Origin of the sequence: Pseudomonas sp. MPB23, assembly GCF_046605395.1 — a bacterium.
Classification (GTDB): Bacteria; Pseudomonadota; Gammaproteobacteria; order Pseudomonadales; family Pseudomonadaceae; genus Aquipseudomonas.
Genome location: NZ_CP176771.1, coordinates 4,550,948 through 4,567,861 on the forward strand (window position 1 = coordinate 4,550,948; position 16,914 = coordinate 4,567,861).

10 protein-coding genes are annotated in these 16,914 nt (G+C 63.0%); 3 read left to right on the forward strand and 7 right to left on the reverse strand.

What is annotated here, in order from left to right; all coding sequences use genetic code 11:
- Positions 1-2: 2 nt before the first annotated feature.
- A complete protein-coding gene (gene mapR / locus ACLH0J_RS20485; RefSeq protein WP_411388758.1) occupies positions 3-1,412 on the forward strand; it encodes a GntR family transcriptional regulator MpaR in 1,410 nt (469 codons plus the stop codon).
- On the opposite strand, the gene ACLH0J_RS20490 is transcribed toward mapR, so the two are convergent.
- From ACLH0J_RS20490 to tpx, 7 genes are all read right to left on the reverse strand, one after another.
- Positions 1,409-2,155, reverse strand: a complete 747-nt coding sequence (locus tag ACLH0J_RS20490; RefSeq protein ID WP_411388759.1) for an SDR family oxidoreductase — start codon at positions 2,153-2,155, stop codon at positions 1,409-1,411. The genes mapR and ACLH0J_RS20490 overlap by 4 nt on opposite strands.
- A 54-nt stretch (positions 2,156-2,209) precedes the next feature.
- Positions 2,210-4,306, reverse strand: coding sequence for a putative bifunctional diguanylate cyclase/phosphodiesterase (locus tag ACLH0J_RS20495; protein ID WP_411388760.1), 2,097 nt, complete (start codon positions 4,304-4,306; stop codon positions 2,210-2,212).
- Positions 4,307-4,593: 287 nt separating this feature from the next.
- Entirely contained in the window at positions 4,594-6,051 is a 1,458-nt protein-coding gene (locus tag ACLH0J_RS20500) for an efflux transporter outer membrane subunit (protein ID WP_411392867.1), read from the reverse strand.
- Between the two features lie 86 nt (positions 6,052-6,137).
- Positions 6,138-9,245 carry an efflux RND transporter permease subunit gene (locus ACLH0J_RS20505; protein ID WP_411388761.1) on the reverse strand — a complete coding sequence of 1,036 codons (3,108 nt, stop codon included), beginning with the start codon at positions 9,243-9,245 and terminating at the stop codon, positions 6,138-6,140.
- Complete coding sequence (locus ACLH0J_RS20510; protein ID WP_411388762.1) at positions 9,242-12,343, reverse strand: MdtB/MuxB family multidrug efflux RND transporter permease subunit; 3,102 nt, start codon at positions 12,341-12,343, stop codon at positions 9,242-9,244. The genes ACLH0J_RS20505 and ACLH0J_RS20510 overlap by 4 nt, the downstream gene beginning before the upstream one ends.
- Positions 12,340-13,644, reverse strand: coding sequence for an MdtA/MuxA family multidrug efflux RND transporter periplasmic adaptor subunit (locus ACLH0J_RS20515; RefSeq protein WP_411388763.1), 1,305 nt, complete (start codon positions 13,642-13,644; stop codon positions 12,340-12,342). The genes ACLH0J_RS20510 and ACLH0J_RS20515 overlap by 4 nt, the downstream gene beginning before the upstream one ends.
- A 230-nt stretch (positions 13,645-13,874) precedes the next feature.
- Positions 13,875-14,375: a thiol peroxidase gene (gene tpx / locus ACLH0J_RS20520; protein ID WP_411388764.1), complete on the reverse strand. Its 501-nt coding sequence runs from the start codon at positions 14,373-14,375 to the stop codon at positions 13,875-13,877.
- Between the two features lie 158 nt (positions 14,376-14,533).
- Between tpx and ACLH0J_RS20525 the strand changes: the two genes are divergently transcribed.
- A complete protein-coding gene (locus tag ACLH0J_RS20525) occupies positions 14,534-15,823 on the forward strand; it encodes a glycosyltransferase (protein WP_411388765.1) in 1,290 nt (429 codons plus the stop codon).
- A gap of 72 nt (positions 15,824-15,895) precedes the next feature.
- A complete protein-coding gene (locus ACLH0J_RS20530) occupies positions 15,896-16,801 on the forward strand; it encodes a helix-turn-helix domain-containing protein (RefSeq protein ID WP_411388766.1) in 906 nt (301 codons plus the stop codon).
- Positions 16,802-16,914 lie beyond the last annotated feature (113 nt).

The following is a 16,914-nucleotide window of genomic DNA, read 5'->3' on the forward strand; positions in this document are numbered from 1 at the left end:
CGATGAAACGCTACGAAAAATTCGCCGACGACATCGCTGAACTGATCCGCTCCGGTGTCCTCGGCCCCGGCCAGCGTGTGCCCTCGGTGCGTTATGCCAGCCAGACCTACGGCGTCAGCCCGTCCACGGTGTTCCAGGCTTACTACCTGCTGGAGCGCCGTGGGCTGATCCGTGCACGGCCGCGCTCGGGTTACTTCGTCAACGTGCATGCGCCGAGCCCGTTTTCCGAGCCGGTGGTGAGCGAGCACGTGCACGAGTCCACCGAAGTGGATGTGAGCGAGCTGGTGTTCTCGGTCCTCGACTCCATCAAAGACCCCAATACCGTGCCGTTCGGCTCGGCCTTTCCCAGCCCGATGCTGTTCCCGCTGCCGCGCCTGGCCCGCTCCCTGGCCAGCGCCAGCCGCGAAATGGACCCGCGCCTGGTGGTCACCGACATGTCGCCGGGTAACCCGCAACTGCGCCGGCAGATTGCCCTGCGCTACATGGTCGGCGGCCTGATGCTGCCCATGGAAGAACTGCTGATCACCAACGGTGCCCTGGAAGCGCTGAACCTGTGCCTGCAGGCCGTGACCGAACCGGGCGACCTGGTGGCCATCGAGGCTCCGGCGTTCTATGCCTGCCTGCAAGTGCTGGAACGCTTGAAACTCAAGGCGGTGGAAATTCCCGTGCACCCGCGCGACGGCATCGACCTCAATGCCCTGGCGCAAAGCCTGGAACGCTACCCGATCAAGGCCTGCTGGACCATGACCAGCTTCCAGAACCCCATCGGCGCGACCTTGCCGGAAGCCAAGAAACAGGCACTGGTGGAACTGCTGCGCAGCCATCAGGTGCCGCTGATCGAGGACGATGTGTACGCCGAGTTGTACTTCGGCCAGCACGCGCCGAAACCGGCCAAGGCCTTCGACACCGAGGGCCTGGTGATGCACTGCGGTTCCTTCGCCAAGAGCCTGGCGCCTGGCTATCGCGTGGGCTGGGTAGCGGCCGGGCGCTATGCGCAGAAAGTCGAGCGTCTGAAGCTGATGACCTCGCTGTGCCCCTCGATGCCGGCCCAGGCAGCGATTGCCGATTACCTGCAACATGGCGGCTACGACCGGCACCTGCGCAAGCTGCGCTATGCCCTGGAGGAACAGCAAAGCGCCATGCTCGCCGCCATCGCCCGCTACTTCCCGGCGCAGACGCGGGTCAGCCAACCGGCCGGGGGTTATTTCCTGTGGCTGGAATTGCCCGAGCAGACCGACTCACTGAAGTTGTTCCAGATGGCACTGGCCCAAGGCATCAGCATCGCGCCAGGGCCGATCTTCTCGGCGACCCGGCGCTTCCGAAACTGTATCCGCCTGAACTACGGCAGCCCCTGGACCGAGGCGTCGGAAAAGGCGATGGAGACTCTGGGGCGGATCGTCCGTTCGTTCTAGCGGCCGCCACCCAGGTCCAGGAACGTGCCGGTCGCGTAGGACGCCTTGTCCGACAGCAGCCAGATAATCGCTTCCGCCACTTCATCCGGGCGCCCGCCTCGGGCCATGGGAATCCCGGACTCCAGTTTGCTGACCCGGTCCGGGTCGCCGCTCAAGGCATGGAAGTCGGTGAAGATATAGCCGGGTCGCACCGCGTTGACGCGAATGCCCTCGCCCGCCACTTCTTTGGACAGACCCACGGTGAACGTATCGAGTGCGCCCTTGGAAGCGGCGTAGTCGACATATTCACCCGGCGCCCCCAGGCGCGCGGCCACCGATGACACGTTGACGATGCTACCGCCCTGCCCACCATGGCGAGGCGACATGCGCAGCAGCGCATGCTTGGCACACAGGATCGGGCCCAGCACATTGGTTTTCATGATTTTAAGGATGCGGAACTCGGACATCTCGTCGACCCGCGACTTGTGCCCCACGGTGCCGGCGTTGTTCACCAGCGCGGTCACGCGGCCCAATTCGGTGTCGACGCGGTGGAACAAGGCGATCACTTCGTCTTCGATGCTGACATCGGCCCGCACCGCAATCGCCTTGGCGCCGAGCGCGCGAACCTGTTCGAGGACGCTGTGGGCGGCGTTTTCATCGGACAGGTAGTTGATGCAGATTCGATAGCCTTCGCGAGCGGCCAACAATGCCGTCTCGGCGCCAATCCCGCGACTGCCCCCGGTGATGATGACGACTTTGTCCATACGTGGTGTCTCCTGATTCGACCTGATGTTTAAAGTTTGGCCCAAGAATACCCGTCACGCCTGATGATTGTCAGGCGCAACGGCGTCTCCGGCCCGCTGGATATCCGCCATGAAACCGGCGGCGGGCAAGGGATGGCCCAACAAGTAACCTTGCAGGGAATTACACCCCAGCCGCGTCAGAAAATTTTGCTGCACATCGGTTTCCACCCCTTCGGCCACAATGCGCAGCCCCAGGGCGTGACCCAACGCGACGATGGCCGAGACGATGGCGGCGTCGTCGCTGTCATGCTCCAGGTCGCGCACAAACCCACGGTCGATTTTCAACTCGTTGGCGGGCAGGCGCTTGAGGTACATCAGGCTGGAATAACCGGTGCCGAAATCGTCAATGGACAGATCCACACCCATCTCCGACAGTTGCTGCAACACGGTCATGCTTGCATCCGCATCGCTCATGGCGGTGGTCTCGGTGATTTCCAGGGTCAGGCTGTTGGCCGGCAACTGGTGTCGCTCCAACGCCCTGGCCACACTCTTGACCAACCCTGCATGACAGAACTGCAGCGCGGAGAGGTTCACGGCAATGCGCCAATGTTCATAACCCTCGGTGTACCACACTCGCATCTGGCGGCAAGCCTCATTGAGTACCCACTCGCCGATGGGAATGATCAGCCCGGTCTTTTCCGCCAGTTCGATAAACATCGCCGGCAACAACAGGCCTTGTTGCGGATGCTCCCAGCGCAGCAAGGCTTCGGCCCCCACCGGAAGACCGCTGGCGGCGTCGAACTTGGGCTGGTAGTACAAGCGAAATTGCTGCTGTTCGATGGCATTGCGCAGGTCCTGCAACAACTGCAATTGCTTGCGCGCATTGGTGTTCATCGACACATCGAAAAAGCTGTAGCCGTTCTTGCCAATGCCTTTGGCGTGGTACATCGCAGCGTCGGCGTTCATCAGCAGTTCCTGGGGCGTGCTGCCGTTGCCCGGGAACACGGCGATGCCGACGCTGGCGGAGATTTTCAGCTCGTGCTCAGCCACCTGGAACGCCCGATTGATCAGCATGACCTGGCGTTCGGCGAGGCCAAGGGCATCATCCGGCTGCGTCAGTTGCACCAGCAATACAAACTCGTCGCCACCGATGCGCGCCAGGGTGTCCTGGCTGCGCAGGTCTTCGCGCAGACGCAGACCGACTTCGCGCAACAATTGGTCGCCCATGTGGTGACCGAAGGCGTCGTTGACCGGTTTGAAGCCGTCCAGGTCGATAAACATCAGCGCAAAGCAACCGCCCTGTTCCTTCACCGTCTGGATGGCTTGCTGAATGCGGTCGGCGAGCAAGGTGCGATTGGGCAGGCCGGTAAGCGTGTCGTGCAGGGCCAGGTGGGTCAGTTCCTGGTTGGCTTGGGAGAGGGAATCGGCGAGCACGGCGGTGCGTGCTTCCAGGCGGGCATCGAGCAGCGAGGTCAACAGCGCGATGGCCAGCACGGCCAGGGTCGACACCAGCACCAGGTTGTCCAGGCCCTTGCCGCTCAAGCCATTGAGCGCGGCACCGCAGAAGCTTTTATCGGCAAAGCGCGCCGCCGCCATGCCGGTGTAATGCATACCGACAATCGCCACGCCCATCACCACCGCCGCGCCGCACCGTGCCAGGCGCACGTAAGGGGTGTTGCGCCGCAGGTTGAAGGCAATCCACAGGGCTGCGCCGGAGGCCGCCACTGCGATCAGCAACGAGGCGCCAAACCAGGCGGGGTCGTAATCGATGCCCGGCGTCATGCGCATCGCGGCCATGCCGGTGTAGTGCATGCTGGCGATGCCGGTGCCCATGATCAGCGCACCACAGACCAGTTGCCAGGCGGGCAACCGAGGTTGGTTGACCAGCCATAACGCAAAGCCGCTGGACCACACGGCGATCAACAGCGACACCGCGGTAATCCCCAGGTCAAAGCCCAGGGCAAACGGCAGGCGCAGCGCGAGCATGCCGATAAAGTGCATCGACCACACCCCCACACCCATGGCGAACGCCCCACCGGCTATCCACAAATAGACGGCACGCCCCGTGGTTGTCGCAATGCGCCCGCTCAGGTCCAGCGCGGTGTAGGAAGCAAGGATTGCGACGATCAGGGAAATGACGACCAGGGAGGGTGAATAACTACCGATGAGCATGTGACTTCTCGTGCGCAACAGGCCCGAGAGGCCCGCGTCAGATGGCAAAGCGGGCGATTGTAGCGAGAATAATTCTTGGACAGGTGATTAATTATCAGAGGGCCATCAGCGTTTTTCTGGCGTCAAACTGATGGCTTTAAAACCGAGGATCGCCGCACCTTCCGGGCATCGCACTCGGGCAAATGTGTGGAGCGGGCCAGCTCGCGAATGCGGTCTGCCAGTGAAGAATCCACCGGCTTAAACGCCATATTCGCGAGCAAGCCCGCTCGCCCATTTTGGGCGGACACCTAATCCTTGGCGCTGATTGGCGTCTGCCCATCCCAGCCACCGCCCAACGCGGCGATCAGTTGCACGCTGGCCACCAAGCGGCTCTGCAGCAGGGTCAATACCGTGCGCTCGTTGCTCAGGGCCGTGGCCTGCACCGTGACCACATCCAGGTAGGCAATCAGCCCGGCCTTGTACTGGTTCTGGGTCAGGCGCAGAGACTCCCGCGCCGCTGCCAGCGCTTCGTTGCTGACCACCGCTTCGTCTTCCAGCACCTTGAGCTGCACCATGTAGTTTTCCACTTCACGGAAACCGTCGAGCACGGTCTGGCGGTACTTGGCCACGGTTTCGTCGTAGGACGCCACGTTGCGGTCGACTTCGGCCGAGCGCTGGCCGCCGTCGAACAGGGTCATGGCCAGCTTCGGTCCAACGGACCAGAAGCGGTTCGGCAAGGTAATCCAGTCGGCATAGGTGCTGCTGGAATAACCACCGGACAGGCTCAGACTCAGGTCGGGGTAGTAGGCGGCCTTGGCCACGCCGATATTGGCGTTGGCGGCGATCACCGAGCGTTCGGCCGAGGCGATATCGGGGCGACGTTCGAGCAATTGCGAAGGCAGGCTCACCGGAATCTGCGGCAGGGCCGGAATGTCCTTGCTCACCGCCAGGTTGAAGTTGGCCGGCGCTTCGCCAATCAACACGGCAATGGCGTTTTCCAGCTGGGCGCGCTGCCAGATCAGGTCGATCAGACTGGCCTGGGTGGTCTTGAGCTGGGTTTGTGCCTGGGCCACCGCGTCTTTGCCGGAGACGCCGGCGCGGTACTGGTTTTCGGTCATTTGCAGGGAGCGTTGATAAGTCTCCAGAGTGGCCTGCAGCAAGCGGGTCTGTTCATCCATGACGCGCAATTGCAGGTAGCTTTGCACCAGTTCCGACTGCTGGCTCAGGCGCATCGCGGCCAGGTCGGCCGAGCTGGCTTCGGCACTGGCCTCGTTGGCCTCCAGGCCACGGCGCAACTTGCCCCAGATATCCGCCTCCCAACTCACGCCCAACTGCGCGTTGAGGGTGTCGCGGATACCGCTGCTGGAGCTGCTGAGGCTGGCGTTGCTGCTGCCGGTGCCCTGGCTGGCGCGGGTTTTCCCGACGCTCAGGTCGACGGAGGGGTAAAACGCACCGCGCGAACTGCGCACCAGGGCCTGGGCCTGGCGAAAACGCGCTTCGGCCTGGGCCACGCTCTGGTTCGAGTTGTTCAGGCGTACCACCAGGTCGTTGAGCTGGCGATCCCCGTACAGTTCCCACCAGGCGCCACGGGCCAATGAGTCGCTGGGCGTGGCCTGGCGCCAGCCCTGGGCTTCCTTGAACTGGGCGGGTTCGATGACTTCCGGGCGCTTGTAATCGGGGCCGACGGCGCAGGCGCTGAGCAGCACTGCCAACCCCACGGCAGGCGCGAGCTTGCTCGCGAAGGTCGTCAACAATGACGCGAGCATCCTGGGGAAACGCGGCGTCCCGGTTTTTTTCGCGAGCAAGCTCGCTCCTGCAGGGGGACGGGGTGCGTTGGCGTTCAGTGGATCGGTCATAGCGCAGTGTCCAGGGCAGCATCGGTACGCACGCCGCGCCAGGCGTTGAAGCGATGGCGCGCGCGGTCGAGATAGAGGTAAACCACCGGGGTGGTGTAAAGGGTCAGGACCTGGCTGAACACCAGGCCGCCGATGATGGTCAGGCCCAGGGGCTGGCGCATTTCCGCACCGTCGCCGGAACCGAGCAACAAGGGCAAGGCACCGAGAATCGCCGCCAGCGTGGTCATCAGGATCGGTCGCAACCGCAAAAGGCAAGCGCTGCGGATCGACTCCAGCGGGCTCAGACCGTCAGTGCGCTCCAGTTGCAACGCCAGGTCGATCATCAGAATCGCGTTTTTCTTCACCACCCCGATCAGCAGGAACAAGCCCAGCAGGGAGATCAGGCTGAACTCGCCGCCCAGCAGGTAGATCGACAGCAACGCGCCAACCCCGGCCGAGGGCAAGGTCGAGAGGATCGTCAGCGGGTGGATATAGCTTTCATACAAAATCCCCAGCACCAGGTACACCGCCACCAGCGCGCCGAGGATCATGAACGGTTGGCCCTTCTGCGCCGCCGCGAAGGCGTCGGCGGTGCCGGCCATCTTGGCGATCACGCCTTCCGGCAAACCGACCTTGGCAATCGCCCGCTCGATGGCGGCCGTGCCCTGCTCCACCGTGACCCCGGGGGCCATGTCGAAGGCGATGTTCTCCGAGGCGAACTGGCCTTCGTGGCTGACGCGGTCGTCCGCCAGGCTGTTCTCGTAATGGGCGATGGTCGACAACGGTACCCGCGCGCCGCTGGACGTGATCACCTGCATCTGGTTGAGCGTGATCGGGTCCTGGGCGTATTTGGGGTTGACCTCCATCACCACCTGGTACTGGTTGAGGCTGTCGTAGATCGTGGAAATCTGCCGCTGGCTGTAGGCGTTGTTCAGCACCGCCGTGACCATGCTCATGTCGATGCCCAGGCGCTTGGCCTGGTCGCGGTCGACAATCAGCGTGACCTGGGCGGCGCCCCGGCCTTCGCGGGCGTCGATGGCGGTCAGTTCCGGCAGTGCACGCAGGGCGGCCACCACCTTCGGGTACCACAGGCGCAGTGCGGCCAGGTCGCCACTCTGCAGGATGTAGGAATACTGCGCGCTGGTCTGGTCGCGGCTGCCGCCGAATTGCAGGTCCTGGTCGGCCATCAGGAACAGGCGCCCGCCCGGCACCAGCGGCACATTCTTGCGCAATCGCTCGATCACCGCCTGGGCCGAAACCTTGCGTTCAGCGATGGGCTTGAGGCGTACCAGCATCATCGCGTTGTTGGTGCCGTTGTTGCCGCCGATGAAGCCGGCCACGCTGAGCACCGCCGGGTCCTTGAGCACCGCCTTGCGGAAGGTCTCCATCTTCGGCTGCATCACGCTGAACGACAGTCCGTCGTCACCGCGCACAAAGCCGATCAACTGGCCGGTGTCCTGCTGCGGCATAAAGGTTTTCGGCACCACCACGTACAGCGCCACGTTCACACCAATGGTCAGCAACAGGCTGAACAAGGTCAGGCGACGGTGGCGCAGCACCCAGTCCAGGCTGCTGGCGTAGCCCGCGACCATGCGCTCGTTGATCGCCTGGCTCCAGCGCTGCAGGCCGGTCATCCGGCCTTTGACGTGGGGCTTGAGCCAACGGGCGCAGAGCATCGGGGTCAAGGTCAGCGAAACGATCAGCGAGACGATGATCGCCGCCGACAAGGTGATGGAAAACTCGCGGAACAGGTTGGCAATAATCCCCCCCATGAACAGGATGGACAGGAACACCGCCACCAGCGACACGTTCATCGACAGCAAGGTAAAGCCGACTTCCTGGGCGCCCAGGTAGGCCGCCTTCATCGGCGGCACGCCTTCGTCGATATGCCGGGAAATGTTCTCCAGCACCACAATGGCGTCGTCCACCACCAGGCCGGTGGCCAGGATCAACGCCATCAATGAAAAATTGTTCAACGAGAAGCCGTACAGGTACATCACCGCAAAGGTGCCCACCAGGGACACCGGTACCGCCAGGGTCGGAATCAGCGAGGCGCGGAAGTTGCCGAGAAACAGGTACACCACCAGGATCACCAGCCCCACCGCGATGAACAAGGTCATTTCCGCTTCATGCAGGGTGGCGGTGATCACCGGCGAGCGGTCCATGGCCAGGCTGAGCGTGACGCTGGCCGGCAGCACCGCCTGCAACGCCGGCAGCTGCGCCTTGATCTGCCGCACGGTCTCGATGATGTTGGCGCCGGACTGGCGGTTGATCACCAGCAACACCGCCGAATCGTTATTGAAGAAGCCGCTGTTGTAGCGGTCTTCCACGCCGTCGCTGATCGTCGCCACATCCCCCAGGCGCAGGGCTGCGCCGTTCTGGTAGCGAATCAGCAGCGGCTCATAGTCCTTGGCTTTTTCCAACTGGTCGTTGGCCTGGATCTGCCAGTTGCGCTCGGCGTCTTCCAGCGAGCCCTTGGGCCGGCGCTGGTTGGCGTTGGCGATGGTGTTGCGCACATCGTCCAGGGCCACGCCGTACTGGTCGAGGGCCTTGGGCTCCAGTTCGATGCGCACGGCCGGCAGGGAACTGCCGCCGATCTGCACTTCGCCCACGCCCGGCACTTGGGACAGGCTTTGCGAGAGGATGGTCGAGGCCAGGTCGTACAACTGGCCCTTCTCCAACACGTCCGAGGTCAGCGACAGCACCATGATCGGCGCCTGGGACGGGTTGATCTTCTTGTAGGTGGGCATGCTGCGCATGCCGCTGGGCAGCAGGTTGCGCGAGGCGTTGATCGCCGCCTGCACTTCCCGCGCCGCGCCGTTGATATCACGGTCGGAGTCGAACGCCAGGATCACCCGCGTGGAGCCCTGGCTCGACGAACTGCTCATGGTGGTAATGCCGGCGATCGTCCCGAAGGAGCGCTCCAGCGGTGTGGCCACGGTGGACGCCATCACCTCGGGGCTGGCGCCGGGCAGGCTGGCCGACACCACAATCACCGGGAAGTCGATCTGCGGCAACGGCGACACCGGCAACAGGTTGAAGCTGACGCCGCCCAGCAACATGATCGCCAGGCTCAGCAGCATGGTGGCGACCGGTCGGCGAATGAAAGGTCCGGACAGGTTCATGACTCAACCGGCTCCAGGCTTTGCGGCTCTTTGCGCCAGCGTCGACCGAGGCGGTCGAAATACAGGTAGATCACCGGCGTGGTGAACAGGGTCAAGACCTGGCTCACCAGCAGACCGCCGACCATCACCAGGCCCAGGGGCTGACGCAACTCCGCGCCGGAGCCGCTGGCCAGCATCAACGGCACCGCACCGAACAACGCAGCCAGGGTGGTCATCAGGATCGGCCGGAAGCGCAGCAGCGCCGCCTGGTAGATCGCGGTCTGCGGGTCGAGGCCCTGGTTGCGTTCGGCGTCGAGGGCGAAGTCGATCATCATGATCGCGTTCTTTTTCACGATACCGATCAGCAGGATGATACCGATGATCGCGATCATCCCCAGGTCATTGCCGCTGAGCAGCAAGGCCAGCAAGGCCCCCACCGCTGCCGACGGCAAGGTCGAGAGAATGGTGATCGGGTGGATGTAGCTCTCGTAGAGCACGCCCAGCACGATGTACATGGTGACCACCGCCGCCAGGATCAGCAGCAGCGTACTCGACAGCGACGCCTCGAACGCCTGGGCCGCGCCCTGGAACTGGGTCTGCACGCCCACCGGCATGCCGATGTCCTTCTGCGCCTGGTTGATCAGTTCCACGCCTTTACCCAGCGCCACGCCGGGCGCCAGGTTGAACGACATCATCACCGCCGGGAACTGGCCGATGTGCGCGATCGCCAACTGCGCCTGGCGCTGTTCCACACGGGCCAGGCTGGACAACCGCACCTGGCCGCCATCGGTGGTTTTCACGTGGATCTGGTTCAGCGCCGCCGGCCCCAGGGTTTCCCCCGACTGGGCCTGCAAGACCACGCGGTACTGGCTGGCCTGGGTGTAGATGGTGGAAATCTGCCGCTGGCCGAAGGCGTCATACAGCGCATCGGTGATGGTCGATACGCTGACACCCAGGCGCGAGGCCGCATCGCGGTCGATCACCAGGTACACCTGCAAGCCTTTGTCCTGCAGGTCGCTGGCCACGTCGGTGAGTTCCGGCATCAGGCTGAGGGCATGCACCAGCTTGTCGCTCCACAGCGCCAGCAGGTCGGCGTCCGGCGAGGACATGCTGAACTGGTACTGGGTGCGGCTCACGCGGTCTTCAATGGTCAGGTCCTGCACCGGCTGCATGAACAGGCGGATGCCGACCAACTTGTCGATTTCCGGCTGCAGGCGGGTGATCACCTGGGCCGCGCTCAAATTGCGCTGGCCGTGGGGCTTGAGGTTGATCAGCAGGCGACCGCTGTTGAGCGTGGCGTTATCACCATCCACGCCAATATAGGAAGACAGGCTTTCCACCGCCGGGTCGGTGAGGATGATCTTCGCCAGTTCTTGCTGGCGCTGGCTCATCGCTGCGAAGGAAATCGACTGCGGCGCCTCGGAAATCCCCTGGATCACCCCGGTGTCCTGCACCGGGAAGAAGCCCTTGGGCACCACCAGGTACAGCACCACGGTGAGGCCGAGGGTGGCGATGGCCACCAACAGGGTCAGCGGCTGGTGCCTGAGCACCCACTGCAACTTGCGCCCGTAGGCTGCGATCAGCCAGTCGATCCAGGCGCCGCTGGCCTTGTAGAAACGGCTTTGTTCTTCCGCCTTGGGTTCACGCTTGAGCAAACGCGCGCACATCATCGGCGTCAGGGTCAGGGACACCACCAGGGAAATCAGGATCGCCACCGCCAGGGTGATGGCGAATTCGCGGAACAGCCGCCCGACCACATCGGCCATGAACAGCAGCGGGATCAACACGGCGATCAGCGACAGGGTCAGGGAAATCAGGGTGAAGCCGATCTGCTTGGCGCCCTTGAGAGCAGCGGCCAGCGGCGTCTCGCCTTCCTCGATATAGCGCGAGATGTTCTCCAGCATCACGATGGCATCGTCCACCACGAACCCGGTGGCGATGGTCAGGGCCATCAGCGTCAGGTTATTGATGGAGAAGCCGGCCAGGTACATCACGCCAAAGGTGCCCACCAGCGACAGCGGCACGGCAATGGACGGAATGATCGTCGCGCTGACCCGGCGCAGGAACAGGAACGTCACCATCACCACCAGGGCAATGGCGATCAGCAATTCGTGTTGCACATCGGTGACCGAGGCGCGGATGGTCTGGGTGCGGTCGGTCAGCACCGTCACGTCGAGGCCGGCCGGCAGGTTGTCGGTGATGCTCGGCAACAGTGCCTTGATGCGATCCACCACCTCGATCACGTTGGCGCCCGGCTGGCGCTGGATATTCAGCAGTACGGCCTGGTTTTCATTGGCCCAGGCGGCGAGGCGTTCGTTTTCGGCACCGTCGACGATCTGCGCGACGTCCTTCAGACGCAGTGGCGCGCCATTTTTATAGGCCAGGATCAGTTCGGCATATTGTTGCGGCGACACCAACTGGTCGTTGGCGTCGAGCATCGACACGCGGGTCGGGCCGTCGAAGTTGCCCTTGGGCTGGTTGACGTTGGACGCGGCGATCAGGGTGCGCACATCCGACAGGTTCAAGCCGTTGGCCGCCAGGGCCTCGGGGTTGACCTTGATGCGTACGGCCTGGCGCTGGCCGCCGGCGATGCTGACCATGCCGACGCCGCTGATCTGCGCGATCTTCTGCGCCATACGGGTGTCGACCAGGTCATTGAGCTTGGGCAGCAGCATGGTCTTGGAGGTGATCGCCAGGGTCAGCACCGGGGTATCCGCCGGGTTGACCTTGTTGTACACCGGCGGCGCCGGCAAATCCTTGGGCAGCAGATTGGTCGCGGCGTTGATCGCGGCCTGCACCTGTTGCTCGGCGACATCCATATTGATGTCGAGGTTGAAGCGCAGGGTCAGCACCGAGGCACCACCGGAACTGGTGGACGCCATCTGCGTAAGGCCAGGCATTTGCCCGAACTGGCGCTCGAGCGGCGCGGTGACCGCACTGGTCATCACATCGGGGCTGGCGCCGGGGTATAGGGTCATCACCCGGATGGTCGGGTAATCCACCTGGGGCAAGGCCGATACCGGCAGCAGGCGGTACGCGATGATGCCGGCCAGGACAATCGCCAGCATGCTCAGCGTGGTGGCGACCGGGCGAAGGATAAACAGCCGCGACAGGTTCATGAACCGACCTTTTGCGCCTTGCCGGCGTCGGCGCCGGTCTCCCCTTTAGCGGCGGGCTTGCCTTGCAGGTGTTCAGTCGGCGTGGTCGGCACTTCGCTGCTGTCGCTGACCACTTCGATTTCGCTGCCATCCTTGAGGCGGTCGGTGCCTTCCAGCACCAGGCGGTCGCCGGCCTTGAGGCCCTGCTTGACCACGGTGTTGTCGCCGTCGCTGTCACCGACCACCAGCGGCTGGACCTTGACCTTCTTGTCGCCATCGAGCACGTAGACGAACGTGCCGGTGCTGCCGAACTGGATCGCCGCCGACGGCGCTAACACCACGTTATGCAGGGTGTCGGCCAGCAGGTGCACGTTGACGAACTGGTTGGGGAACAGCGCTTGGTCCTTGTTATCGAACCGCGCCTTGAATTTCAGCGTGCCGGTGGTGACGTCGATCTGGTTGTCCAGGCTTTGCAGCACGCCGGTGGCCTGGCGCTTCACATCGCCACGGTCCCAGGCTTCCACGGGCAGTTTGTTGCCGGCATGGTAACGGGCGAGCACGGTTTCCAGGGTGCTTTCCGGCAAGGTGAAGGCCACGCTGATCGGCTGGGTCTGGGTGATGACCGCGAGAAAGGTGGTGTCGTTGGCCGCCACCAGGTTGCCCACGTCCACCTGGCGCAGGCCGACCCGGCCACTGATCGGCGCGCGGATCTTGGTAAATTCGAGGTTGAGCTTGGCGTCGTCCACCGCGCCCTGGTTGGTCTTGACCGTGCCCTGGTATTGCAGGACCAGCGCTTCGGCCGTGTCGAGGGTCTGCTTGGCGATACTGTCCTGAGCGTAGAGGTCGCGATAACGCTGGACATCGACCTGGGCGTTCTTCAACTGGGCCTGGTTCTGCATCAGCGTGCCCTGGGCCTGGAGCAAGGCGTTCTGGTAGCTGCGCGGATCAATCTCGGCCAGCAGGCCGCCGGCTTTGACCATCTGCCCCTCTTCGAAGGCGATCTTCACCAACTCGCCGCCCACCCGGCTGCGCACATTGATGGTGTTGAGCGCCGTCACCGTCCCCAGGGCCTTGTAGTACACCGGAAAGTCCCCCAGCACCACCGGGGCCACACGCACCGGCACCGGGCCGGTGGAACCGCCGAAGCCCGGACGCATCATTCCCGACTTGCCGGCGTGCCCGGCCGGCGGTTGCGCGGCGCCTTCCTTGTGGCTGCCGGGCCAGAATTTCCAGCACAGACCGGCGATGACCAGCAGCACGAGCAGGCCGAACAGCCAGCGGCGGGAATTGCGGGGGGAGGATTGCATGGAGTGATCAACCATTGGGCGCGAGAGCTTCTTTTTGGGGAGGCTGAAAGATAAGCACTGGGGCGCGTTAAGAAAAGCGCCTTTACCGGCTATTTACCTTGGGCTTACAACTTTTAACTTCTGACCTTAGTCCGTTGCCTATTTCGCTAAGCGTCTGAACGACAAATAAAAACGGCCTGGACTAGGCCAGGCCGCAATTATGTAACACGTGTGTTACCGCCAAACGACAGTCATAGCCGAAACAGTTACTTCAAAACAGCCAGGGCCGCTTCGTAGTTTGGCTCTTGGCCGATTTCAGGTACCAGTTCGCTGTGCAGCACGTTGTTATTTTCATCCAGCACCACCACCGCGCGAGCGGTCAGGCCTTGCAGCGGGCCGTCGGCCAGGGACACACCGTAGTCAACGGCGAAGTCGGCGTTACGGAAGTCCGACAGGCTCAGCACATTGTCCAGGCCTTCGGTGCCGCAGAAACGCTTCTGGGCAAATGGCAGGTCGGAGGAAATGCACAGCACCACGGTGTTTTTCACATCGTTGGCCTGGGCGTTGAACTTGCGTACCGAGGTGGCGCAAGTCGGGGTGTCGACGCTTGGGAAGATGTTCAGCACTTTGCGCTTGCCGGCGAAAGTAGCCAGGGTTGCGTCCGACAGATCGCCGGCGGTCAGGGTGAAGTCTGGAGCCTGGGCGCCGACTGTCGGCAGTTCGCCTTCAACCTGGACGGGGTTCCCACGAAGGGTGACTTGGGCCATGAACAGAATCCTTATGCTGGGTTTTGGTTAAACGAATTCGAGAGGCCGAAGTTAACCACAAAGTACCGTGGCGACCTACCGCCCGACATAAATTGTCATGCCTCGCGGTTGTGGTTTAATTGCGCGCTTTGCGCCTGCCTCCAAGGAAACCTGTGTTGATGAATCGGCCCGCCACCCAAGTCCTGGTCATCGGTTATGTCTGGCCGGAGCCCCGCTCCTCGGCTGCGGGCGGGCATATGATGCAGATTCTCGAGAGTTTTCTTGCGCAAGGTTGGGACATTACCTTCAGCAGCCCGGCGACCATCGGCGAACACAAGGCCGATTTGCCGGCACTCGGCATCAGCGAATGCGCGATCGAGCTCAATAACAGCAGTTTCGATGATTTTATCCGCGAACTGTCCCCGGATATCGTGCTGTTCGACCGTTTCATGATGGAAGAGCAATTCGGCTGGCGCGTGGAAAAATGCTGCCCCGACGCCCTGCGGGTGCTGGAGACCTCCGACCTGCAAAGCCTGCGCGACGCGCGCCACCAGCGCTTCAAGGACCACCTCAAGGCCCATCCCGACAGCGACGACTTCAGCGCCCTGTTCGCCCCGGCGTTGGAAGACGAATTCCAGCGCATGGCCGACACCGACCTGGCCAAACGCGAAATCGCCGCGATTTACCGCTGCGACATCAGCCTGATGATCTCCGACGTGGAAATCCGCCTGCTCACCGAGCACTTCAAGGTGCCCGCCGCCCTGCTCCACTGGTGCCCGCTGATGCTGCAGCCGCCGGCCCAGGCCTTTGCGCCGTTTGCAGACCGCGCGCATTTTCTCAGCATCGGTAACTTCCGCCACGCCCCCAACTGGGATGCGGTGCTGTGGATGAAGCACAGCCTCTGGCCGCTGATCCGCCAACAACTGCCGGGCGCCCAGTTGCATATCTACGGTGCCTACACCCCGCCCAAGGCCACGGCGCTGCACAACCCGGCCCAGGGCTTTCATGTGATGAACTGGGCCGAAGATGCGCTGCAAGTGATGACTGCGGCACGGATCTGCCTGGCCCCGTTGCGCTTCGGTGCGGGCATCAAGGGCAAGCTGGCGGATGCGATGCTGTGCGGCACGCCGACTATCACCACGCCCATCGGCGCCGAAGCCATGGGCGACGAGCAGCCATGGCCCGGCGCAATCGCCCAGAGTGCCGACGCCCTGGCCGCTGCCGCCGTGAGTCTGTACCAGGACTGCGACCGCTGGACCCAGGCCCAGGAAGCCGGGCGCCAACTCCTGGCCCGTCGCTATGACCGGCACGTCCACGGCGCCGCGCTGGTGGAATGCCTGCAACAGTGCCGCAGCGATCTCGCCGCCCATCGCCGGGACAACTTCACCGGCAGCATGCTGCGCCACCATGCGCATAAAAGTACGCAGTACATGTCCCAATGGATCGAGGCAAAAAACCGCAACCTATAAACACCGGCGCTGGCAAGGTAGCGCGCGTGGGGGCATTATCCTGCGCAGCAACCACAATAAAGCGACGGCAACATGACCCGAGCAACGCGCATCACCGACCCTTCCTACGAACTGATGGACGATCACAACGGTCTGTCCATCATCTATCGCCAACATGGCTTCCCCTGCCCGCTGGTGCGCTGGCATTTCCACAAGGAATACGAGCTGCACCTGATTATCGCCAGCTCCGGCAAGGTGTTTATCGGCGACTACATCGGCAACTTCTACCCCGAAAGCCTGTTCCTCACCGGGCCCAATCTGCCCCACAACTGGATCAGCCAGGTGGAGGAAGACGAAGTGGTGCCCAAGCGCGACATGCTGGTGAACTTCACCGATGAGCTATTCGAGCAAGGCAGCCACATTTTTGCCGAGCTCAAGAGCCTGACACCGCTGCTGGAGCGGGCGCAGTACGGTATCGAATTCCGCTGCAAAAAGACCATCGCCCAGGCCATGACCTTGATGCAACGCATCGAGGACGCCCGAGGCATGGCGCGCCTGGGGCACTTCTTTATTCTTCTGGAGGTGCTGAGCGCCTGCGAGGACTATCAGTTGCTGTCCAGCGTGAACACCTCGCAACTGGCCGACGAGCACAGCATCGACCGCACCAACCGCGCGGTGGACTACATCTTCGCCCACTACGCGCGGGAGTTGCCGCTGGAGGAAGTGGCGGATTACCTGGGCATGAAGCCGACGTACTTTTCGCGGGTGTTTAAACAGGCGACCGGGCGCACGTTTATCGAGTTCGTCAATCGGCTGCGCATCAGCAAGTCCTGCGAATTGCTGGCTGATGGTGACAAAGCCGTGACGGACGTGTGCTTTGAGTCGGGGTTCAACAACATCTCCAACTTCAACCGGCGCTTTCAGCAGCTCAAGGGCATGACCCCTTCCCACTACCGGCGCCTGGCCGTCCAGCGGCTGACCGAACAGAATTTGGCCTGAATGGGGCGCGGGTTTGCATTCGGCTGCGAGCGTCTCGGGCGCTTTCAATCGAGTGCAAAAAAGTATCAGTCCCAGTGCGCCCAAGGATTTGTCACAGCCCCATTTGAAGGCTG